This window comes from Niallia taxi (assembly GCF_004005475.1).
Classification (GTDB): Bacteria; Bacillota; Bacilli; order Bacillales; family Cytobacillaceae; genus Niallia; species Niallia taxi.
In genome coordinates, this window is sequence record NZ_RZTZ01000003.1 from 374276 (window position 1) to 397660 (window position 23385).

A 23385-nucleotide genomic window follows, 5' to 3' on the forward strand; every position below is an offset into this window, starting at 1 on the left:
CACCCTCAATCTGCAAAAAATCTTTGTTAGTCATTTAGCGGCTGAAACGGCATCATTATCCTTCATAACCAACTATTTGCAGTTCTATTCTTTTTGCCGAAAAATGTATAAAGCTGACTAATTATGTTGAAGAAAAGGAATAGAAGATAAATCCTTACAGCAAAATTGTTAGATTATAGAAATTTATTTATATTAAGGAGTATTTGCCAATGAATTTTTATCATACATGGATTTATGAATATATCTTGAATGCGAAATGGTTCATTTGGATGATTGTTTACGTCGTGCTTGGCTTGAATATTATTGCACCTGTAATCATTTGGGGATTGATGAATGGAACAGCTCTGATTAAATGGGCAAAGACAATTAAGCAAAAAGCAAAAAAGAAAATGAAGCAAAAGAATCTCGAATCGTGATTCTTGCGTCATTTTCTTTTTTACTTGTGAATTAACTATTTTGCAGCACCTTTTGGTTCACGGCAGGACGGCCAATTGATCTGTAATGAATTCCTGCCTTTTCCGCGGCATGAAGCGAATAGCAGTTTCTGCCGTCATATACGTACGGAGTTTTCATATTTTCTGCAAACTTGGTTACTGGCATATTCTTAATCTCTGGCCATTCTGTGAATACAAAGCAAAGATCTGCATCCCTTAAGGCCTCTTCTATGCTTGTGGTAAACTCCACTTCTGTCGGGTAAATTTTTTGAAAGTTCTTTTCGCCAACAGGATCATAAACATGCACCTTTGCCCCTTCGTTTAAAAGCAAGCGAACATTCGGAATGGAAGGAGCCTCTCTCAAGTCATCTGTACCGGGCTTAAAGGTAACGCCTAATACAGCTACCTTTAAGCCAGCAAAGCTTGAAAAGTCTTTCCTTGCCTTCTTGATGAGTTTGAATTTCTGCTTCTCATTAACCTCTATTGCCGCTTTTACAGTTCGAAGAACATAGCCTTCTTCCTCTGACAGCCAGTGCAGCGCCTTTGTATCCTTCGGAAAACAAGAACCGCCATACCCTATTCCTGCCTGAAGGAATTTGTCGCCGATTCTGCTGTCCATGCTCATTCCTTTCGTCACATCATCGATATTCGCACCGACTGTCTCACATAAATTCGCAATGTCATTAACAAAAGAAATCTTGAGTGCAAGGAAGTCATTTGATGCATACTTGACCATTTCTGCGCTTCTGCGGCCCATCGTTAAAATTGGCTGCTGAAACGGCTGATAAATTTCAGTCAAAAGCTGCTTTGCTGCTTTTGATTCAGTACCAATAACAATCCTAGAAGCATTTAATGTATCCCTGACAGCAGTGCCTTGCGCCAAAAATTCAGGGTTTGCCGCAACCTCTACCTTAATCCCCTGTTTTACATGCTCCCTCATAAATGCTTCTACCTTGTCATTTGTACCAATAGGAACAGTAGACTTGATGACAACTAAACAGTCTCTTACGGCTGTTTCGGCAATTTGCCTTGCAACTGTGTAAAGATATGTAAGATTTGCGGAACCGTCCTCATTTTCCGGTGTGCCGACACCAATGATAATGACACTTGCATTCGCATATGCATCCTTATAGTCTGTTGTAAAAAACAGGTTCCCTGATTTTTTGTTTCTGGAAATCAGGTCATCTAGCTGAGGCTCATATATAGGAGAGATTCCTTTATTCAAAAGGTCAATCTTTTCCTGAATGGGATCCACACACGTCACCACATGACCTGCCTCTGCTAAACAAACGCCTGTCACTAAACCTACATAACCTGTACCTGCTACTGTAATCTCCATTCACTTAAACTCCCTTGCTTTTTTATTGGATAAATTCCCTAAAAAAGCAAGGGAATTTTTATATACAATTCATTCCCAGATAGTTTAGCAGCGGCATGTTAAGCTAATTTGGCACTTATGTAAAGGTTGTATGAATATGAATGTTTATTTAAGGGTAAATGGCGGTTTCTTAGGTATTATCCATATATTCCCTTTTAATAGAAAGAGAAACATAGATTTTCCCTGTTCGCTTCTTCCTTAGCTTCCTTATATGGTTAAAACACCTAGGAAAAAACAAGGAAAAGGCGCTTTTTCAAGAAAAGGAAGTTCCCATGATAGACAGTGAATATCGAATATTAGTAGAACAGTATACACCGATGATTCATCATATGCTAAAGAAGCTAGCCATTTATAAGAATAAAGAGGAATTTTTGCAGATAGGGTTAATCAGCATTTGGGAGGCACACGAAAATTACAAGGAAGAAAAGGGAAGGTTCAGCTCTTACTTATATATGCACATGAAAGGACGGCTTCTAGATGAATTGAAGCGCCGTTCAAAGGAAGAGCAGCGAACTCTTTATCCAGAGGAGACTTTTTGGGAAACAGCTGCTAGTGCTTTTACTATTACAGACGATGAGCCATATATACAAGCATTGTGCAAATCGCTCACCAAAAGGGAAGCAAAATGGGTTATTTATACATTTATACAGCAATTAACAATAAGTGAGATTGCCGCAAAAGAGAATGTTAGCAAGTCTGCCGTTAAGGGCTGGAAAAAAGGAGCAATAATAAAACTGAAAAGGCTCCTGCTTGCTGCAAGTAAAAATGGGACAGCCTAAAGCCGTCCCACCCCGTAAAGCTATTAAATTTGAAACTTATACTCTTCCGCCTTCTTCATGTGCAGAATAAATACTATCAATAGATCCTTTGTTGCCTGGAAATCAATTATGTCTATCACTTCATTCGGGGAATGAGCATATCTCGATGGTATGGAGAGCACCCCTGTTGGAATCCCTTTTCCTGCGAGGCTCAATTCTCCTGCATCTGTGCCAATTCCAGGAAACACCTCAAGCTGATAAGGGATGTTCTGTTCCTTTGCAAGGAGTTGAAGCTGTTCTCTCACCTTCCTATTGGAGATTAAACTGAAGTCCATAATTTTTATACCGGTGCCTGCACCTAAGGCAAGTGTCCTGTCCATCATCTCCTCAGGAGTGTCACTAACAGCCGTTGTATCAAGCGCAATCGCTACATCTGCGTCTGTCTGATGGCTGACAACCCTTGCTCCCCTTAAACCGACTTCCTCCTGAACAGTGAAAGCACCGACTATTTCCCCAGCAAAGTCATCTGCATTCAACTCTTCTAGTACTTTAATCAAACAGGCGCAGCCTGCTCTGTCGTCAAAGGCCTTGCTGCTGAAGCGGCTCTCTGTCAGCTTATCGAAATGAGGATGCCAGACGATAGAATCTCCTACTTCAACGCCTAGGTCCTCTGCCTCTTTTTTGCTTGCAGCACCAACATCTATGTATTGCTGTTTATGTGTGCGAACCTTTTGTGCATCATCAAATTTAACCATATGTGCAGAAATCGTGCCAATGACTCCAGCTCGCATGCCCTGTTTTGTTTTAATTTGCACACGCTGTGACAGCAATATTCTGTCATCATGCCCGCCTAATTTTTCAAAACGAATCAGCCCATTATCCTCCACCTTTTTGACGATAAAGCCAACTTCATCCATATGTGCAGCGATTACGATTTTGGGACCAGGCTTACTGCCCTTTTTCGTAACAATTAAATTGCCTGCACCATCTACATCGATTGTATCAACATGGCCGCGCAGCCTGCTTGCAATAAATGCAGCAACATCATCTTCAAATCCGCATGGTCCATGTAACTCTGTTAACTCTTTCAATAATTCTATCAATAGTTCCACCTCCAAGAAGTTTATATTATTTCCGAATACGAAATAATCCCACTTCTTTTATCGTAATCTATTTTTCAGAAAAATCAATATTCAATAGAGTTTTTGACAAAATAAAAAGGCTGGTTTGCTACCAGCCTTTCTTCTTATATAAACAAACCAACAATTGTAGCTGTAACCATAGATGCCATCGTTGCTACTAACAGCATTTTCAAGCCGAATTTAGAAACAATTCCTGCTTTTTCACCGTTGATTGCTTGGATAGAACCAGAAATAATTCCAATAGAAGAGAAATTAGCAAAGGATACAAGAAATGTTGACACAATACCAACTGTCTTTTCTGACAAATGAGGAATCATTTCCTTAAACTGGAGCATTGCGACAAACTCATTGGCTGCAAGCTTTGTTCCCATAACAGAACCAGCATCGAGAATTTCCTTGCCCGGAACTCCCATGATCCATGCAATCGGTGCAAAAATATAGCCTAGAATTCCTGTGAAGCCGATGCCAAACACTGCTGCAAAGAAAGCATTGATAAGTGCAAGTAAACCAACATATGCAACAAGCATAGCTGCAACGATTAAAGCAACTCGTCCGCCATCAAGCGCTCCAGCAGAGATTGCCCCAAAGATAGAATCAGTTGTGGCAACTTCTTTAATATCAATTTTCTCATCTTCTTCTTTTTTAATTGGACAAACCAATGTTGCGATAATAAGCGCAGACAATGCGTTCAGCAGCATCGCAACAAGGACATATTTTGCAGGAATCATGTTCATATATGATCCCATAATAGATGCAGACACAGATGCCATTGCAGAAGTAGATACAACAAACAGCTTATTGTCATTCATTTTATCTAAATGTGCCTTAATAGCCAAAATAGATTCAGATTGTCCGAAGAAAATGGAGTTAATGCTGTTGAACGTAACAACCTTTGAAAGACCTGTCAGCTTTGCCAACGCTCCGCCAATATACTTAATAGCAAGAGGCAGAACTTTAATATGTGTCAGCACAGATAATAATGTTGATGTAAAGATGATTAGCATCAAAACATTGATGAAGAACACACTAACTCCGTCAGCAACAAGACCGCCTGTAACGAAGCTTACTCCTTCATAACCATAGCTCAATACCTTTGATACACCGTTCGAAGTAGCTTCAATAATCTTCAAGCCAAAAGTTGTCTTGAACATAACCACAGTTATTACTAACTGCAATACGATCATGATAAGAATCGCTTTATAGTTAATGCCTTTTTTGTCATTAGACAAAAGATATGCCAAGCCTAATGTCAAAAGCAGCCCTACTATTCCAATTAAAATAGACATTTCCCTTTCCCTCCTGGATGTTTAATCACAATGTTGGATTGTAAGCATAACAGCTTACAAAAAAAGCCATTAAATGGCGGTTTTCGTACATAGTACACAAGGGTTTATGATACTGGAAAGAAAGGGGAATGTCACTGCTTTTTAATAAATAAACAAAAGTTCTATTCTTCTAAAAAGTATAGTAAATTCGCAAGATTTATATAGTTATTTCTATTCAACATTTGTTTATAACATCAAAAACAATTACTCACATCTCTATAAAAGGGCAGAATTAGTAGCAGATACACGAATCCATTTTTTCTTCCTATTAGCCTTGAAATCACTTTCTATATTATAAGGAAGAAACTAGTTCCAACCCCTTCTTCATCTGCAATAAAAAAGAGGCTGGGACAAAACAAAAGATAAGCTTTCTAAACACGAATAATAGAATTACAACTAAATTTGAAAAATGAAGGTTGTGTCTAAATAGAATGTTGAGTTAAAGTGAGTTTCGTTTCATTGCGCTGCACCCACTCGCTTTCCGCGGGGAGGTATGGAGCCTCCTCGTCTTCGCCTGCGGGGTCTCATCCTTTCCTCTATTTCCCTTAGTAGTCGAGTGGCCTCCGCTCCATTCCACTAAAATTTCTAATTTCTTGTATTTAAACTAAAAACAAAAAAACGAACTATTTAATCAATAGTTGATTAAGTAGTTCGTTCTTTACGCTGGTTCACATACTTATGTTCCAGCCTCTCGTATTAAGCTGCCTTTTGTTCTGCTTTAACTGCTGGTTTTCTGTTTGGCAGAAGATTAAACAAAATATTAAGGATAATAGCTGTAAGACTTCCTGCAACAATACCGCTTTCTGTCAAAATGCGGATTGTTTCAGGCATTTCTTTAAAGATATCAGGCACTACTGTAACACCAAGTCCTAAGCCAACTGAACATGCGACAACAAGCAGGTTTCCTTGTTGATTGAAATCAACCTGTCCAAGCATTTTAATTCCATAAGCACACACCATGCCGAACATTGCTAATGATGCTCCGCCAAGAACTGCTGTTGGAATTAATGTTGTCACTGCTGCTACTTTAGGCAGGAAGCCTAAGATGACAAGAATAACTCCAGCAGAGAAAATCGCGTTTTTCGTTTTAACTCCTGTTAACTGAACAAGACCGACGTTTTGAGAATATGCCGTGTAAGGGAAAGAGTTCAAAACCCCGCCAAGCACACTGGCAATTCCTTCTGAACGGTATCCTCTTGCAAGGTCCTTTTCGGATACCTTTGTTTTCGTGATATCGCTAAGCGCCAAATACACGCCAGTTGATTCAATAAGACTTACAATCGCTACAAGTGTCATTGTTAGGATTGCAGAGAAATTAAATGTTGGCATTCCGAAATAGAATGGCTTCAAGCCATGAACCCAAGAAGCATCTGCTACTTTTCCGAAATCAACCAAGCCCATGAATGCTGCGACAATTGTGCCGACAATTAGACCGATTAAGATGGAGATCGTTTTAATAAAGCCTTTTGCATACTTATTTAACAACAGGATAAATACCAATACACCGAAAGACAATAGTAAGTTTTTCGGATCTCCGAAATCTGCACTGCCTTCGCCGCCAGCCATATCCTTAATTGCTACAGGAATTAACGTCAAACCAATGATTGTTACGACAGATCCTGTTACAACAGGCGGGAAATATTTAACAAGCTTACTGAAAAAAGAAGAGATAAGAACAATGATAAGACCTGAAACGATAATTGCTCCATAAATGGCTGTCACACCATGGTTTGCTCCGATTGCAATCATCGGTCCTACTGCTGTAAATGTACAGCCAAGCATAACAGGAAGACCAATCCCAAAGAATTTATTTTTCCAAACTTGCAGCAGTGTTGCGATACCGCATGTTAACAGGTCGATTGAGACTAAGTACGTCAATTGTTCAAATGTTAAGTTCAGCGCTCCCCCTACAATCAAGGGAACTAGCACTGCTCCGGCATACATTGCCAGGACGTGTTGAAAACCAATTGACCATGTCTTTAAATTGTTCATTAGTAACCTCCTGAATAGATGCTTTGTACTTCCCTGTCAGCGGCGAATTTTACTTTTCCGTCCTGCAGTGATGCGATTCTCGCTAATGATTCTAAACGGTAGCCTTTTTTAAGAATTTCATCTGCTCCAGGCTGGAAGGACTTTTCAATTAAAATCCCAATTCCGCTCACTTCAGCTCCTGCTTGTTCTACTAAATCAGCAAGCCCGATTGCTGCTTGTCCGTTTGCAAGGAAATCATCAATAATGAGAACACGGTCTTCCTTCAGAAGATATTTCTTCGATACAGTTATCTCGTTTGATTCCTGTTTTGTAAATGAATAAACAGTAGATGTATATAAATCACTTGTTAATGTCAGTGATTTTCTTTTTCTTGCAAAAATGACGGGAACATTCATTGCCAATCCTGCCATGATAGCAGGTGCAATCCCTGAAGATTCAATTGTTAAAATCCTTGTAACTCCTGCGTCCTTGAATCTTCTTGCGAACTCTAAGCCAATTTCATTCATAAGCTGTGGATCCATTTGATGATTGATGAAAGAATCTACTTTAAGCACATTGTTGCCTAACACAATGCCTTCTCTTTCAATTTTGTCTGTTAATAGCTTCATTGCGTTCATCCCCCTGAAAATAAAAAGGAGACCAGCACGTTTACTTAAAAAAGAGTAAGCGTGCTGGTCTCCAGCATAATTAACGACACTATTCCCAAAATAAGAAAATAGTATCCTAATATTAATAAGGCTTACTCGTAGTCAGATAATTTTCGGTTATCTGGTAGAAACTCGCAGGCCATATCCCTGCTATTATACGAGATGAATATAATTGTTATATAGGAATTATAGCCGAAGATTTGACTTTTGCAAACTGAATTTTTGCATAAAGTCTTATATTTCGACAAAGTATTTTTACTTTAGAGCAGGTAACACCTTGCTGGCATTGTGTTTATCGACTTTCCCCTTTTCATCTGGAAAATATGACCACATAAAAAGCCGCCAAAAATTCGGCGGCTCTTTCTTATTTATATCTTGGTATGTCGAGCGTAATACTATATGACTCTAGAATATTATAAATATTATACATGCTGGAGGTTTGCTTAGAAGCCCACCCAATATCTGTTGCATATTGATGTGTAGCATAGCCGTTTGCAGCTGCGCCCACTGGGTTCCATCTCATTTCATATATAGTATCCTGTCCTCTGTCAATATAGTCTTTTCTCACGAATTCAGCACCGCCAATAATCGCCGCTTCTGGTGTGAACCAGCCTGCACTGTAAGCGAAGGCAGATCCGCCTGAAAGGGCATTATTGTCTGTCGCGCCAATTCCATACATATTATAAACTGTTTTACCATTATATGTGACGCCTTTAGCCAGCTGGCTTGTTCCATTTCCTGTTTCCAAGAAAGAGTGCGCCATTAAGTAAACAGCATTTACACCATATTGCTCTGCAGCCTTTTGATAGCTGCTTGCTTTTCCAGCAAGAATACCTTTTCCGGTCAGAACCTTTTCATTTACCTCATTCACATTGATTGTTCCTGGTTCAGAAAGCTTAACGAATTGAAGCTGTGCCTTCAACGTATTTTGGAAATTGGCAGGATTGATGTAGTACTTTAAATCTACTAAAGATGGAGGTACCCATCCACCAAGCTTCATCCAGTTTTTGCCGTCCGTTCCCTTCACTGTGCTTAAGATTGTAAAGTCACTGTCTCCTGCTAGGAAACGGAGATCATGTGAACCATAATTTGTTCCAGGTCCTGTTCGGATATTCCAGCCGCCTTCAACAGCTAACTTGCCATTGCTCTTCGTATAAAAAGCATCCTCCCGCAAATAGATGTCATAACGCTTATCTGTTTTCGGGGCAGAATTGCCTTGTATTGTCGTCATTTGGTCAAGTGTAAGGCTGAAGTCGCTGTATGTCTTAATAACTTCCTGCTTCACTGATTCTTTAATGTCTAGGCTAATGCTCGCATTTCCTGTGCTTTCAAAGTATTGGATTGTAACAGTATGATAGCCTTTATCCATATACTTTGCCTTTTCTTCTCTTAAGCCCTTCTTCGCTACCCATGAATCAATGACTGTTTTTCCATCTACAAGTAGTTTAACACCATCATCTGCATTGACAGAGAAGTCATAATTCGTGCTCTTTGAGAAATAGACTTGTTTGCTCATAACTGCTGAGAAGTTGTCATTTGGAATAGAGCTTGCCGGAGACCCTGAGCCCCAGTTGAAGTTAACATCAGATTCTTGATCAATTTCCACAAGTCCTGTAGATGATACAGGGTTGCTTGGATTGATGACATTTGGATAATATTGAATCGTCCATGTATCTTTGTTAATCAGGCTGCTTTCCTTAAATGGTGTTATCGAGAAGTCGATATTCGATTTACCTGTTTTTTCAAGGTATCTTACTTCAATCCAATGAATATCTCCTTCTGCTCCATTCTTAACAGAATACTTGACTGCATCATTTTTGCTGTTGCCTGCAGTATATCTGTCAATGACTACCTTGCCGTCAATAAGCACCTGCACACCATCATCGGCAATCGTGTTGATGTAATAATCGCCAGCAGTCAACCGCTTCGCCGTAACATAACGCGTTGAATAGTTATTGGCAGGCACATTAGCCATCGGCGCATCATAGCCGAAGTCCTCTGTAAAGCCGTTGTTGCTGTTTGACTCCATGATCTTTGCATTCACAGGTGCACCAGATGTTTCTGTATTGTCATAATAATAGACCATCCAATTTCCAAACGGCACTACATCTGCAAACACCGCAGCCTTGCCGGTATTTTCATAGTATTCAGCCGTAACGGTATGATCCCCGCTTGCCACCGCCGGCAATGTTGCACGGTAAATATCGCCAGAGGAGTTTGTCCACTTATCAATGAACTTGCTGCCATCAAGGCTCATCCGGATACCATCATCAGCAAAAGCCTGTGCAAAGTAATCCTTGCCGCCTGTTATCACTTTCCTAAAGCGAGCAGAGAAATTATCTGCAGACAGCCCGGAAATTGATTGTGATGTTCCCCAGTTGTAGCGAATCGTATCAAGCTTATTGCCAGATGTCGCCCCGCCGACAATGTTTACATAATTACCTGACAAAGTGGTGTTCGGATAAAATTGGCCGAACCAGCTGTTCTTCTCTACTTCTTTATCCGCATTTTGCAAATAAAATTCAAGACCACTGCTGCCTGTGTTGTCATAATATTGAATTTCAATCGTGTGAACATTTTTGTCCGTTGCAGAGCCTGTCGTGCGATCCTTCACCTGAATAATGTCAGTAGATTCACTCTTCCAATAGCTGCTTGGACTCCATTTGTCCACAACTAGATTGCCATCAAGATAGACACGAATACCGTCATCTGCTCTTGTGCGCAAAATATAGCTGCCTGAATTGATTCTCTGTGCTGTTTTATAGCTTACAGAGAAGTTGTCGGCATTGATTCCCGTTGCCGGTGACCCATTGCCGTTTTCCACCTTCAGGCTTGTTCCATTGCCGGAAACCGTTTTGACGGTCTTAGGCATTCCAGTCAATGATGTATTGTTGTAATAGGATGCAATCCAGTTTCCGAATGGTGCCACTGTTGCTGCAATTCCTGCATTGTTGGTATTTTCAAAGTAATCAACAGTTAAACGGTGATCACCTGCACTTAAGCCTGTGATTGTCCCAAAATCTGATTTTCCTGATGAATTGGACCAGCGGTTGATAATACTCTTATCATCTACCGTTGCTTTCACTCCATCATCTGCATATGTTTCCAAAACATAATCCTTGCCGCCTGCAATAAGCTTCATGAACTTAGCAGAGAAATTATCGGCGTTGACTTCTGCATAAGGCTTGCCTGTTCCCCAATTATGAAGAAGCTCCTTCACCTTAGTGCCTGCTGTTGCGCCCCCGACTGCCTTTACAGGTGTTCCAGACTGATTGGTATTATTGTAATAAAGCTCCAGCCAGCTGTCCTTTTCCAGTTCTGCACTCGCAGGCTGCAGATAAAATTCCAGTCCGCTTCCTTTTGTCTGTTCATAATACTCAATGCGTATCGTATGGATATCCTTTTGGTCTGCATTGCCTGTCGTATGGTCCTTAACAGAAATGACATGCGTTTGTTCACTTTTCCAATAGCTGCTTGATTCCCAGCTGTCCACTGCAAGCTTGCCATCTATGTAAACACGCATTCCATCATCTGCTCTTGTTCTTACAATATAATCTCCTGCCTTAATTCTTTGTGCTGTTGCATAGCTTGCAGAGAAATAATCTCCGCCAACAGCGCTGACAGGTGACCCATAGCCATTTTCAACCTTCAAGGATGTACCATCACTTGAAATTGTGTTTTGTGCTGCTGGGAAGCCGCTTAAGGAGGTATTGTTATAATACCAAGCAATCCAGTTACCAAGTGGCACGGCATCTCCTGCTATTCTTGCTCTGCCGCCTGCTTCCATATAATCAACTTGAAGAAGATTATTTCCGGCTGCCAAATCAGTCACGATGCCTGAATCGACTATTCCAGAGGAATTAGTCCAGCGATTAATGATGGTTTTGCCATTTGCTTTCGCCCGAATTCGGTCATCCGCATATGTCTGAATAAAGTAATCCTTGCTTCCATCAAGGAGCTTGTAATAGCTTGCCGTGAAATTATCCTCATTTACATTCGGGTACGGTTTGTTTTTATCCCAATTGTGGAAAAGCTGACTCTGCTTTGTTCCTGCAGTAGCGCCTCCCTCAATTACTGCCGCAAGTCCGCTTAAAGAAGTATTGTTATAATATAACCCAAGCCATTTATTAGCTGCCGCCTCTTCTTGAATAGAATTCAAGTAGAATTCCAGACCGCTTCCGCCTGTCTTCTCATAATATTCAATCGTAATTTCATGAACATCCTTGCTAGAACCACTCGTGCTCTTATCTTTGATGTCAATCATATGCACTTGTTCACTTTTCCAATAGCTGCTTGATTTCCAGCCGTCCACAGCCAATTTGCCGTCAATATAAACGCGCATGCCGTCATCAGCACGCGTTCGCAAAATATATTTACCTGCTTTAATCCTCTGTGCAGTTGAATATCTGACAGAGAAATTATCCTTGCCAATGCCGCTTATTGGAGAGCCTGAACCGTTTTCTACTTTAAGAGACTTACCGTCTCCCTGAATAACATTCTGTCTTTTTGGCGTACCGCTTAACGAGGTATTGTCATAATACCAGCCAATCCAGTCGCCAAATTCAACTGCTTCTGCAGCAAATCGTGCCCTACCAGTCGCTTCAAGGTAATTTACCTTCATTGTCTGTTCACCAGAGCCAACATTGACTGCGACACCAGTATTAATGGCGCCAGAAGAGTTGTAGTTCTGCTTAATGACGGTTTGGTTTCCTATTTTCACTTCAATCTGGTCATCTGCATAGGATTGGACAAAATAATCCTTACCACCAGCAAGCTTCTTTAAATAAGTAGCCGTAAAGTTGTCAGCAGGCAAACCGTCTGCCGGGCTTTCTCGTCCCCAGTCTTTAAGGAGCTGTGTCAGCTTTGTGCCAGCTGTAGCTCCGCCTTCCACTAATGCGGGAGTGCCAGAGTAAGATTTATTAGAATAATAGAGTCCTAGCCAGCTTGAGTCCTCTGTTTCATCCTCATATGGATGAAGATAAACTTCAAGGCCGCTGCCGCCAGTCTTATCATAATATTCTACCTTTATGCGATGAAGCTGTTTGTTGGATTGGTTAGTCAGATCTGAGACTGTAATCACTTTGGACTTCTCACTTTTCCAATAGCTGCTTGCAGTCCAATCATCTATTATCTTCTTGCCATCCACATATACTCTAATGCCATCATCTGCCCTTGTCCGCAGAATATATTTTCCTGCAGGCATCACTTGATCGGACTGATAAACAGCAGAAAAGTTATCACTGTTTACTCCGGTTGCCGGAGAATTTTTGCCGTTATCTACCTTCAATCCAAGCTCATTTTGTGAAATCTCCTCTTTAAGCACAGGAGTTCCAGACATACCCGTATTGTTATAGTAGCTAACAGACCATTTTGCAGCAGTTGCTGCTTCTGCATCATGACTCGCCGGAAGGAAAAAACCAGAAATCCCTATCGCTGCAGTCAAAATAGTTATGGGTAAAAACTTCTTGATCCGAGGCACCTCCTAAAAAGATTCGTCTGATAAAATAGTCTTAGCGATTAACCCCCTATAATTATGCAATATTACCCGAAAATTGTTAATAAGTCTTTTCGTTCTTCTGTCAAAATAGTTCGAATTACTTATGAAATTTGTAAAGATATAGGATATTTTGCATTATTTTGTCATTTATTGATAGGATTTGGGTTTTTTATATTACTAATAAAATAGAAATTTCGGGGTAAGAATTGAACTAGACGAATTAGCTTTTTCGAAATGACATTTGTCACCTACTCTATTCGCAGACAAAAAAAAAGCCCCTCCATCAGAGGGGCCTTTAACTATTCTAAAAATATCTCCTCCAACGTCGGTTCCTCTACTTCCACACGATAAATATCTGTTTTGCAGGCAGTAAAGGCTCTTGTGATTTCAGCAATTTTCCTCTCTTCATCCACAGTAATCTCAAGTGATTTTTCTCCAAGCTGAATGTCTTTCCCTTTCCCTTGAAGCCAATCATAAAGCTTTTGTTCTTCTGATAATGGAATTGGACCATGTTTAATTTTGACAATGATAGTAGTGCGATAATAGGCACGAAGTTCGTCCATTGTCCCAATCTTGACTATCCTTCCTTCTTTCATAATGGCTATTCTCGTGCATAGCTTCTCCACTTCATCCAAATTATGAGAGGTCAAAAAGATTGTCTTCCCCCTTTTATGAAGATTTTTGATCAACTGCTGGATTTGAATAGCTGACTCAGCGTCCATTCCAGACGTAGGTTCGTCTAAAAACAGAAGTTCAGGATCATGGATGATTGCCTGTGCTACTCCAAGCTTTTTTTTCATTCCAAAGGAAAACTTACCTACCTTTTTATTGGCATGTTCGGCCAAACCGACCGCGTCCAATGCTTCTATACATGCCTCCTTTGATGCGGGATTACCAGACAGTGAAGAGAAAAACCGCAGATGATGAAGAGCAGTGGATGAGCCATAAAAGGTGGAATAATCGGGCATCACTCCAATTCTTTTTTTAACATCTATTTGCTTCACATCTCCACCTAACAATGTAAAAGAACCTGATGACGGCTGTATGATACCTGTCAGCATGTTAATGAAGGTTGATTTTCCAGCGCCATTTCTGCCAAGAAATCCAAATATCTCTCCTTTATTAATCGTCAAATCAATGCCATCCACAACGTTTACTCCGTTATATGCTTTTGTTACCTTTTTTGCTTTAATAACCGTCATCAGCATTCCCTCCTTTTAAATACAAGATCAGCAAGATAAATCAGGACAGCTGCAAATACAAAAATAACTAAAAATTTATAGTCTTCCTTTTCCATGTAATAATATGGTGTTATATACTTTAACCAGCTAATTGCCGGATTGGAGGTAAGCACTAACCATCCTCCGATAATCGGAAAGATTAGACTGCTTATTATTCCAAAAAACATGGTAATACCAGGCTTTGTAATCAATACAGACAACAAGAGTACAAAGGCCACCTGGAATGTGAGCAGACTCATTGTCTGGCTAAACATTAATATACTTATCTTTTTTGTTATGATACTGATAATAAGAAAGGATAAAAACAGACTAACAAACCAAAACATCCATATCCCCAAAAATTTCCCCAATAAAATGGACTGCCTTGTTGTCTTTGTAACTAAAAAACGCATTGTTCGTTCATGTATTTCCCTATTAATGCTGTCATGGGACAAGCTTGTTACAAAAAGCTGACCAAAAACTATAATTAAAAACATCAATCCTGCTACATGGGCCTGTGCCGCTTCCTTTGCTGTCATCTCTGTTATTTCGGCTAATGGTTCTGCAAACTTAGCAGAATAATAGGAAGTCACTAAAAACAACAATATAATTAGAACTGACTTAACTCCTTTAAATACCTGTAAAAACTCTCTTTTTCCTATTTCAAACATGTTAGCTTCCCTCCATCATGTAGAATCTTCTCCATAAAACTCTTTCCTATCATTTGCAAAACGGCCTAATCTCCTTTAGGACTGTGGGTATTTTTGCCCCAGAAATGAAAGATACCTTGACCTAATAAACATATAATCAAGACAATAGCTAATTTATTATAATTTTGTTCTGCAAAGTCATTGCCAAAACGCTTGGAGACCATGAGAATTGCAGTTATTGATGTCATAATGCTAAATACTTTTTTCATATTGCCACCCCTGCTCCTTTTCTATAAAGGATTATCTCTATCGTACCTTACCTCTTTAGAATCAGAACCTTAATTCTTCCTTAATTTCAAAATTATTACTAAAAAAGTGATATGATATTTTTATATATTTTTGTATTAGGAGATTATATATATGGAAAATAAAAGGCTTTTAATTGTGGATGACGAGCAGGCGATTCACCAAATGTTGACGGTCATCTTGAAAAAAGAAGGATTTCAGCGGATTGATACTGCAGAAACAGCAGAGGAAGCACTCCGCCTTTGTATGGCAAACAGCTATGATTTGATATTTCTTGATGTGATGCTTCCAGATCGAAGCGGCTTTGATATCTGTCCCCTCATAAGAGAAAGAACAAATGCCCCCATCTTCTTCTTAACAGCAAGGTCAACAGATCTTGATAAGCTTTCCGGCTTCGCATTAGGTGCCGATGACTATATTACAAAACCGTTTAATCCCCTTGAAGCAGTAGCAAGAGTCAAAGCCCATTTAAGAAGACATATAGGCACAACTGTTAGAGAAACTGGCAGCTTTCATTATGGGGACTTGGTAGTTAATAGTTATTCTGGTGAAGTGTTTGTAAGAGGCTTGAAGATTAATTTGCCTGCACAGGTTTATCAGCTATTGCTGTTTTTCTGCAAGCATCCAAATCAGCTTTTTAGCAAGGCTCAGCTTTACGAAAATGTATGGGGAGAAGACTTTCTCGGTGAAGACAATACAATTATGGTTCACATTCGTAAACTAAGGGAAAAAATTGAGGCAGTTCCAAGTAAGCCTCAATATATCGTAACAGTGAGAGGGCTCGGCTATAAATTAGCAACAGAAGGTCACCGTTAAATGAATATGCCAAAACGATTTTTTTTGCAGTATTTTATTCAGCTTCTGCTTGTGTCCTTTTTTTTAGCTATTATTTTTCTTACCTTTTGGATATTTGTCGGCTACTCTTTAACAAACTTTGAAGTATCTAGTGACTTAACAACAGCAGATGCATCTTCAATAGAAAGTTCCTTTTCAGTAAACAACGGGGAAATAAAGATTGATTCTGATATGAAAAATCTGACGAAGAAACAAGACGGATGGCTTGCTGTACTTTCTAAGGATGGCGAGCTTTTGAAGACATACAACACACCAGCTAAATTCACGTTTACAAAGGATGATTATGGCGCACTTTTTACTAATAATGACCCAGTGGCGTATGATTATAAAGTTTGGACAATAAGGGAAGATACGAAAAAGCCACTAATTATTATTTTCGGAACGGAGACTAGCAGCAAGGTAATATTATCTACTGTTAAAGAAGCTGTGAATTGGGAAAAAGGATTGTTAAATCTTTCCGACACTGCAAAGGAAACAATAAAAAGCAGCCAAGGCTGGATACAGCTTGTCGGCAAAAATGGTACAAGTCAGGACGGTTATTTGGCAGATAAACAAAAATCGAACTATTCACTTAAAGACCTGCTTGAGCTTACTCATAAGGAAAACAGTGATTCCGCTGCCTATTACCATGAACAGACAGGCCAGGTTCTTCTTGTTAGCACCGAAAAAACAAATCATGAGCAAATCACGAACGAGTTATTAAAAACCGTTGGAAGCACTGCCTTCATCATTTTTGTCGTTATCCTCCTTCTATTACTAACAATAACGCTTTGGTATGGTTATAAATTCGGTGCTCCACTTGTGACAATCATTAAATGGATTGGTGATTTAGGGAATGGACTTTATGAGCAAGGTTCTAATAACCGCTCCATCCTGCACAACAAAAAAGGCAAGCTAAAAAAGAAATATAGGATTTACAAGGAATTGATTACAACGCTAACCGAACTGACGGAAACTTTAGAAAAAAATAAACAGGCAAGAAAAAAAGCAACTAAAGTAAGAGATGAGTGGATCAGCGGACTATCACATGACTTGAAAACACCGCTTGCCACAATCGGAGGCTATGCAGAAATGCTTCGGTCTGACCAATATTCGTGGTCTGAGGAGGAAATCCGGACATTCTCCGGAACAATTGCAGAAAAGTCTCAGTACATGAAGGAGCTTTTAGAAGACTTAACATTAACCTACCAGCTTAGGAGCAATGCATTCCCTATTGCCAAAGAAAAAGTGGAAATAAATGAGCAGATTAGACGTATTATCATTCACTATATTAATAGTCCGACAGGAACTCAAAATGAATTTGTGTTCCAGCCATTTGATGGTGAGATTAACGCAGCAGTTGACCCTAAATGGTTCCGGCGTATTATGGAAAATCTGATTGAAAATGCAATCAAATATAATGCTCCTGCAACGACTATTACGGTAGCAACCGGATTAATTGACCAGTATCTTTTGACAATTACGATTGAGGATAACGGTGTTGGCATGGATACAGAAACATTAAATAGACTATTTGAGCGCTATTACAGAGGAACAAATACAAGCAGCTCCAATAATGGAACTGGGCTTGGTATGGCAATTACGAAAAAGCTGATCGAGCTCCACGGAGGTTCCATCAATGTGAAAAGCGAACAAGAACAAGGCACATGCATTCGAATTTTATTGCCATTGCTCGGAGATTAAAAAAGAGGCTGGGACACAACAAAAGATAAGCTTTCTAAACACGAATAATAGAATTACAACTAAATTTGAAAAATGAAGGTTCTGTCTAAATAGAATTTCGAGTTAAAGTGAGTTCGTTTCATTGCGCTGCACCCACTCGCTTTCCGCGGGGAGGAAGATGAGCCTCCTCGTCTTTGCCTGCGGGGTCTCATCCTTTCCTCTATTTCCCGCAGGAGTCGAGTGGCCTCCGCTCCATTCCACTAAAATTTCTAATTTTTGTATTTAAACTAAAAACAAAAAAAACGAACCATTTAATCAATAGTTGATTAAGTAGTTCGGTCTTTACGCTGGTTCACATACTTATGTCCCAGCCTCTTTAACATAGTTAAGCTGCCTTCGCCTTAACTCCTCTCATCTGAACAAACAAAAGAATAAAGCCGATTACAGTTATAATCGGGGCTACCAAAACAAGATCATGAAGCGGTAAATATGTTACAGACAAGCCGCCTGCAAATGCTCCGCCTGCGTTGCCGAGATTCATTGCTGATTGGTTCAGTGTGCTGGCAATTGTTGGTGCTTCTGCTGAAAGACCGAGAATTCGGAATTGAAGCATTGGCACCATCGAAAAGGCAAGAACACCAAATATAAATATACCTGGAATCATTAAGATCATTGAGAACTGCAGTACATATAAAACAAAGAAGTACAGAATGAAAACAACTAAAATATACTGCAAGGACAGGTTAATATTCCAATCAGCCAATTTTCCGCCGAGGATATTACCGACTGTTACACCAAGGCCAAAGACGACGAGCATCCATGAGACGGCATTAGACTGAAAGCCTGTTACGTCTGTCAGTATTGGTGTGATATACGTAAATAATGTGAACACACTGCCAAAACAGAACATTGCAATCAAAAGGGCAAGCCATAATTGATTGTTCTTGAGTACGGCAAGCTCCTTCTTTAGGTCTGTGCTTTTCTGTTCCTTCGGTTTCGGGACGAGCATATATATTCCTATAAGTGTTATGAAACCAATGATTGCTATAATAAGGAAGCTGCTTCTCCAACCGAACTGCTGTCCAACAAATGTGCCGAATGGTACGCCAATAATATTAGCGACAGTCAAGCCAGTGAACATTAATGCCATTGCGCTCGCACGGCGGGAATATTCCACAAGGCTTGCTGCCATAATTGCTCCTACTCCAAAGAAGGATCCATGAGCTAATGACGTCAGCAGACGAGAAGCCATCAGGACACCATAGCTTGAAGCAATTGTTGCCATTAAGTTACCAAGAATAAATATTAACATTAACAACATTAGTAAGTTCTTTTGTGACATTTTATATGTGATAAGGACAAGAATCGGTCCGCCAACCGCGACTCCAAGGGCATAGCCAGTAATCAGCTGGCCTGCTGCAGCAATGGATGAATGAACATCTCGAGCCACCTCTGGCAGCAGCCCCATTATGACAAACTCCGTCATGCCGATAGCAAATGCGCCAATTACTAATGTCCATAATGCTACTGGATATTTTTTGTTCATATATTTCCCCTTTCTAAATACTAAACAAAAACCATTATAACGAAAAAACAAAAGCTGTGGCTGCAATCTAAATAAAAAAACATAAAAAAGAGCCGCTGTATGCGCTGCTCTCTACAAATCAACAAGCAGAAAGCAACGATCATCGACCTTTATTGCCATTTCTTCATCAAGCTCAAGAAAATGGACAATTTTATCCTTTGTCATTTCACTAGGTTCTTTTTCCTTCAACAATAGATTAAGAGCTTTAGAAGAGATTGCCTCTGTTACTCCATCTGTATATAAGTACAGCCTGCCAGATTCCTGATAAGAAAAACTTTTTTGGGGGAAATTCAAATCCTCAAACATGCCGATTGGAGGCATCGTTGCTTTAAATTCCATCACTTCGTTGTCAGGTCCAATCCATACAGCAGGTGGATGGCCAGCATTTATGTACTCTATCTCCTTTTTATTCGTGTCAATTGTCAAAAAGATGGCTGTACAATAATGCTTTATACCATCTCCATTTCGGAACAGAAGATGCATCTGTGTATCAAGCTCTCTCATGATTTCTGCTGCTGAAGCTTTTTTCATTATCAGCATTTGGAACAAGGAACGTAATGACATGGAAATTAATGCAGATGAAATGCCATGGCCCATTACATCTAAAATGATAAACCCATACTTCCCCGGGGAAATTTTATAGAAGCTGTACATATCACCAGACAGCTCGGTAGAGGACTGATAGTAAGCAGAAATAGATATTTCTTCATTACAAAAAGGTACTGACAGGGAAATGCCTTGAATGCTTTTCGCTAGCTCCAGCTCCTTTGTTATCCGCTCCTGATATTCCTCGTTTTGTTTATTCAGTTTGACAAGCTCTTTCTGCTTCACCTTTAACGCTTCCAGAACCTTTGTCAGCTCTGCATTCGTCGCTGCTGCTTCCTTTAAAGCATCGTCTGCTATATTCCTCGCCTTCAATAACTGACTTTCGTACTCAAGCCGTTGAAGCATTGGAACAATAATACATTCATTTGTAACTCTGCCTTCTTTTGTCTTTCGACGCGCAAAAATAAGGGCAGGAACCTCTGTCCCATCCTTTTTTTGAAGGGAAAAGTGCATTTCTTCAATTCTTCCCTCGATTTTCAAAAGCGGAAAAAAATAAAGCTGGCAAAATGCTCTTGAGGCTTTCGTCAGTATTTGATGAAAATGCATATTCACTAAATCAGCGTGTTCATTTCCTAACAGTTCTAGCAATGTTTTATTAACTGACAGAATTTCGCCCTCATCCGAGAGCAGCAAATACCCGCAAGGCACCTCGTCCAGTTGTCTATCCAAAAATCAACAGTCCCTTCTCCTACAATGATGCTTCTAAATATTCTCTTATGAGTTCCACTGTCTTTTCCGGATGACTTAAATGAGGGCAATGCCCTGCAGCATCCATTACTTTAAGCGTGCTGTTCGGGATATGCTGATGAACATATTCACCGACAGCTGCTGGTGCGATCATATCATCAGAACATTGAATAATAAGAGCAGGCACTGATACCTTTTGTAATTCATGGCGATAATCAGAGAAAAAGGTGGCGATTGCAAACTGGCGGGCAATGACAGGGTCTGTTGAACAAATGCTCGCCATCAGCTCTTGTGCAAGAGAGGGGCGTTCCTCATTCGCCATGACCATTGCTGCAAAGCCCTTAGCCCAGCCAATATAATTTTTGTCGAGCAAATCGATTAACCCATGAAGCTCTTCCTTCTCAAACCCTCCAAAGTATGGCGGTTTGTTTATATAGCATGGAGAAGGTCCAATCATAATCAGTTTATCAAAGCTTTCAGGCCTTTCCATCGCAGCCATCATTCCTATCATCGCACTGACAGAATGACCGACAAACACAGCATCCTCCAGTTGCAAATCATCGCAAATATCAAGAACGTCCTGTACATAGCCTTGCAAGCTGTCATATTTAACCTTATCGTACTTGGAAATGTCGGATTGGCCTGAGCCAACATAATCAAATAAGACGACTCGATAGTCTTTTTCAAAAGCGGGAGCCGTCCACCTCCACATATTTTGGTCACATCCAAAACCATGAGCAAAAATTATTGTTTTAGTCCCGTCTCCACTAATCTTAACATTATTGCGCTGCCTTATTGTCCGTTCCATTCAAATCTCCTCAGAAGAAATCGTTTTCTTTCATTATATTTGTTATGTTAATTATATGATAGAAATAAGCAAAAATTAAAACAATATGGTTTGAAATCGAAATATCCGTACCCTTCGAGCTTCGTCTAAAATAAATAGGCATCCTCCATGAAGATGCCCTACTACTATTAATTATTAATATATTTTTCAAAAACGAAGCCGAAATCCTTCACATTATATTTCTTGCGGCTGTTCATAAGCCAGTTAAATACATGGTCATTAATGTGACGGAAATGATCGGAAACACTTCCCTCTTGAATAGATGCACGCACTAAAGTATTTGATGTGATTTGCAGACTTTCCTTTGCATATTCCATTGAAATTTCATTCTCATGTGTCAGTTCACTTATTCGAATTAATGCTTTATATAGGTCTTTGATTGCTTCAATATGGTTTTTATGGACATCAATGCTGAACGGAACAGAGCCCATAGAGAACTTAATCTCCACATCAAGATCAATTGTTCCAGCTGTTTCCATCAGCACATCAGAAATCGCATGCTCTTTGTACGAATATCTTTTCAAGCTTCTTTTTTTGCTGAGCGCACTCGTTCCATCAAGATGGACTAACGCTCTGTTTGTAAAACAATATTCATCTGATTTTGATTTAATCAAAAAGTAAATCTTTTCATTATCCTCATGCAGGATATAATCATCAGCATCTACTTTATCATAATCAGATGGGTGGATAACACTGCCGACATCACTTAAACCTAATGCGTCTGACGCGATTTTTTTAAACATTGGATTACTTCCTCCTCAGTTGGAATCTGCTAGTACATTAATCTACTTTTTTACAATAACTACCTTTAGTTTAACCGAATCAATCCAATGTTGGCATCTATTTTTTGACTGGATGTCCTACTAGCTACTTAGGAAAAAAGATTCTTACAAACACACACTTTGAAACATATACTAATAATAAAGGAATTTATGTCATTTAATTACATAGTCAGTTGAGGTGCTCCGTTTGGAAAAAGTTTATATGGACTCCGATTTAATCGGCAGGTCTTTCATTTGTTCTCTTCTTTCAGCCATTACGCTTAGTCTTGTTTCTTTATTTATATCTACCGATTTCTCATTTTTTATGCTTGCCATTTTTTCATTCATTTTCTTTTTATTCTATCTATTTATTGCCACACCGTTGCAAATTAAATTGAATCAGAAACCTAAAAGCTTTAGCATTGTGTATCTTTTTACCTATTGCCTGGCGTCTGCTGTGGTGACAGCTCTGTTTATGTTATATGGACAGGCGAATCCTTTTACCTCAGTGGAATTTTATATACACGTTGGCATGTCTGCGGTTATCTTTTGGATATTTGACTCCGTTTTGCTGCAAAAGAAGGAAGAAAGCTAGTTCTTGCGTTATCAGCATAGCTTCTTCCTTTCCACAAAAAAAGAAAATCAGCGAATGGCCTGCACTCGTCCGATTTTCCCGTCTGTTAATCTTACTTTAATTCCATGTGGATGGAAGGAGGAATTCGTTAGAATATCCTTTACGACTCCAACTGTCCTTTTCCCGGTTTTCTGGTCTGCCTTCAAAACGATTTCGACCGTTAAACCAGCTGTGATGTCCTTCCTGTTTTGACCGTTCATTTATACACCCATTCTTCTTCTTTGGTTATTCGTCTTTTTCGTTTGCTGGCTGTTCATTTTTTGCATTTTTGTATTGCCGCTCAGGCTTTGACCTTGTTGAGATTGTTGCTTTTTATTGGCAAGCTGCTGCTTCATTGCATCCTTTAAACTTACTTTTTTCTTTTCTTGTTCTGACATTTTTGTTACCTCCACTACATTT

Annotated in this window: 21 protein-coding genes and 1 riboswitch; of the genes, 5 read left to right on the top strand and 16 right to left on the bottom strand. The window is 39.6% G+C overall.

Translation table 11 applies throughout. The features are described from left to right. Positions 1 to 209: 209 nt before the first annotated feature. Positions 210 to 416 (top strand): hypothetical protein, encoded by a 207-nt coding sequence (locus EM808_RS11080; protein WP_127738270.1) that lies wholly within the window; start codon positions 210 to 212, stop codon positions 414 to 416. A gap of 31 nt (positions 417 to 447) precedes the next feature. Here the strand turns inward: EM808_RS11080 and EM808_RS11085 are convergent, their stop codons facing one another. Then, positions 448 to 1773 carry a UDP-glucose dehydrogenase family protein gene (locus tag EM808_RS11085; protein ID WP_127738271.1) on the bottom strand — a complete coding sequence of 442 codons (1326 nt, stop codon included), beginning with the start codon at positions 1771 to 1773 and terminating at the stop codon, positions 448 to 450. Positions 1774 to 2084: 311 nt separating this feature from the next. Between EM808_RS11085 and EM808_RS11090 the strand changes: the two genes are divergently transcribed. Then, positions 2085 to 2591 (top strand): sigma-70 family RNA polymerase sigma factor, encoded by a 507-nt coding sequence (locus tag EM808_RS11090; protein WP_127738272.1) that lies wholly within the window; start codon positions 2085 to 2087, stop codon positions 2589 to 2591. A 23-nt stretch (positions 2592 to 2614) separates the two neighbouring features. Here the strand turns inward: EM808_RS11090 and EM808_RS11095 are convergent, their stop codons facing one another. The 8 genes from EM808_RS11095 to EM808_RS11130 all read right to left on the bottom strand — a co-directional run bounded on the left by EM808_RS11095 (position 2615) and on the right by EM808_RS11130 (position 15312). Then, on the bottom strand, positions 2615 to 3673 hold the full coding sequence (locus EM808_RS11095) for a M42 family metallopeptidase (RefSeq protein ID WP_127738273.1): 1059 nt from the start codon (positions 3671 to 3673) through the stop codon (positions 2615 to 2617). A 143-nt stretch (positions 3674 to 3816) separates the two neighbouring features. Next, complete coding sequence (locus EM808_RS11100) at positions 3817 to 4998, bottom strand: NupC/NupG family nucleoside CNT transporter (protein WP_127738274.1); 1182 nt, start codon at positions 4996 to 4998, stop codon at positions 3817 to 3819. A 735-nt stretch (positions 4999 to 5733) separates the two neighbouring features. After that, positions 5734 to 7029, bottom strand: coding sequence for a nucleobase:cation symporter-2 family protein (locus EM808_RS11105; protein ID WP_127738275.1), 1296 nt, complete (start codon positions 7027 to 7029; stop codon positions 5734 to 5736). Beyond that, positions 7029 to 7637 carry a xanthine phosphoribosyltransferase gene (locus EM808_RS11110; protein WP_127738276.1) on the bottom strand — a complete coding sequence of 203 codons (609 nt, stop codon included), beginning with the start codon at positions 7635 to 7637 and terminating at the stop codon, positions 7029 to 7031. Before EM808_RS11110 ends, EM808_RS11105 begins: the two co-directional genes overlap by 1 nt. 118 nt (positions 7638 to 7755) lie before the next feature. After that, positions 7756 to 7857, bottom strand: a riboswitch (purine riboswitch). Between the two features lie 183 nt (positions 7858 to 8040). Then, a complete protein-coding gene (locus EM808_RS11115) occupies positions 8041 to 13155 on the bottom strand; it encodes a PA14 domain-containing protein (RefSeq protein WP_127738277.1) in 5115 nt (1704 codons plus the stop codon). Between the two features lie 317 nt (positions 13156 to 13472). After that, positions 13473 to 14375, bottom strand: a complete 903-nt coding sequence (locus tag EM808_RS11120; protein ID WP_127738278.1) for an ABC transporter ATP-binding protein — start codon at positions 14373 to 14375, stop codon at positions 13473 to 13475. Then, positions 14375 to 15064: an ABC transporter permease gene (locus tag EM808_RS11125; RefSeq protein WP_127738279.1), complete on the bottom strand. Its 690-nt coding sequence runs from the start codon at positions 15062 to 15064 to the stop codon at positions 14375 to 14377. The genes EM808_RS11120 and EM808_RS11125 overlap by 1 nt, the downstream gene beginning before the upstream one ends. Before the next feature lie 65 nt (positions 15065 to 15129). Next, a complete protein-coding gene (locus tag EM808_RS11130) occupies positions 15130 to 15312 on the bottom strand; it encodes a hypothetical protein (RefSeq protein WP_127738280.1) in 183 nt (60 codons plus the stop codon). 151 nt (positions 15313 to 15463) lie between these two features. On the opposite strand from EM808_RS11130, the gene EM808_RS11135 reads away from it, so the two are divergent. Beyond that, positions 15464 to 16165, top strand: a complete 702-nt coding sequence (locus tag EM808_RS11135; protein WP_127738281.1) for a response regulator transcription factor — start codon at positions 15464 to 15466, stop codon at positions 16163 to 16165. Then, positions 16166 to 17887, top strand: a complete 1722-nt coding sequence (locus EM808_RS11140; protein ID WP_127738282.1) for a sensor histidine kinase — start codon at positions 16166 to 16168, stop codon at positions 17885 to 17887. 364 nt (positions 17888 to 18251) lie between these two features. On the opposite strand, the gene EM808_RS11145 is transcribed toward EM808_RS11140, so the two are convergent. From EM808_RS11145 to EM808_RS29505, 5 genes are all read right to left on the bottom strand, one after another. Continuing rightward, entirely contained in the window at positions 18252 to 19412 is a 1161-nt protein-coding gene (locus EM808_RS11145; protein ID WP_127738283.1) for an MFS transporter, read from the bottom strand. A gap of 111 nt (positions 19413 to 19523) precedes the next feature. Beyond that, entirely contained in the window at positions 19524 to 20726 is a 1203-nt protein-coding gene (locus EM808_RS11150) for a SpoIIE family protein phosphatase (protein WP_127738284.1), read from the bottom strand. 19 nt (positions 20727 to 20745) lie between these two features. Continuing rightward, entirely contained in the window at positions 20746 to 21552 is an 807-nt protein-coding gene (locus tag EM808_RS11155) for an alpha/beta fold hydrolase (protein WP_127738285.1), read from the bottom strand. A 167-nt stretch (positions 21553 to 21719) separates the two neighbouring features. Further along, complete coding sequence (locus tag EM808_RS11160; RefSeq protein WP_127738286.1) at positions 21720 to 22334, bottom strand: PH domain-containing protein; 615 nt, start codon at positions 22332 to 22334, stop codon at positions 21720 to 21722. Between the two features lie 237 nt (positions 22335 to 22571). Then, positions 22572 to 22700, bottom strand: coding sequence for a hypothetical protein (locus EM808_RS29505; protein ID WP_263642182.1), 129 nt, complete (start codon positions 22698 to 22700; stop codon positions 22572 to 22574). On the opposite strand from EM808_RS29505, the gene EM808_RS29755 reads away from it, so the two are divergent. Next, the gene (locus EM808_RS29755) at positions 22654 to 22947 is read left to right on the top strand and encodes a UPF0715 family protein (protein WP_225314751.1); all 294 of its coding nucleotides are present in this window, start codon (positions 22654 to 22656) and stop codon (positions 22945 to 22947) included. The two genes, EM808_RS29505 and EM808_RS29755, sit on opposite strands and share 47 nt — an antisense overlap. Before the next feature lie 47 nt (positions 22948 to 22994). Here EM808_RS29755 and EM808_RS11170 read toward each other — a convergent pair whose 3' ends face one another. Next, a complete protein-coding gene (locus EM808_RS11170; protein ID WP_127738288.1) occupies positions 22995 to 23186 on the bottom strand; it encodes a YwbE family protein in 192 nt (63 codons plus the stop codon). Continuing rightward, the gene (locus tag EM808_RS28545; protein WP_164849627.1) at positions 23187 to 23363 is read right to left on the bottom strand and encodes a hypothetical protein; all 177 of its coding nucleotides are present in this window, start codon (positions 23361 to 23363) and stop codon (positions 23187 to 23189) included. Positions 23364 to 23385 lie beyond the last annotated feature (22 nt).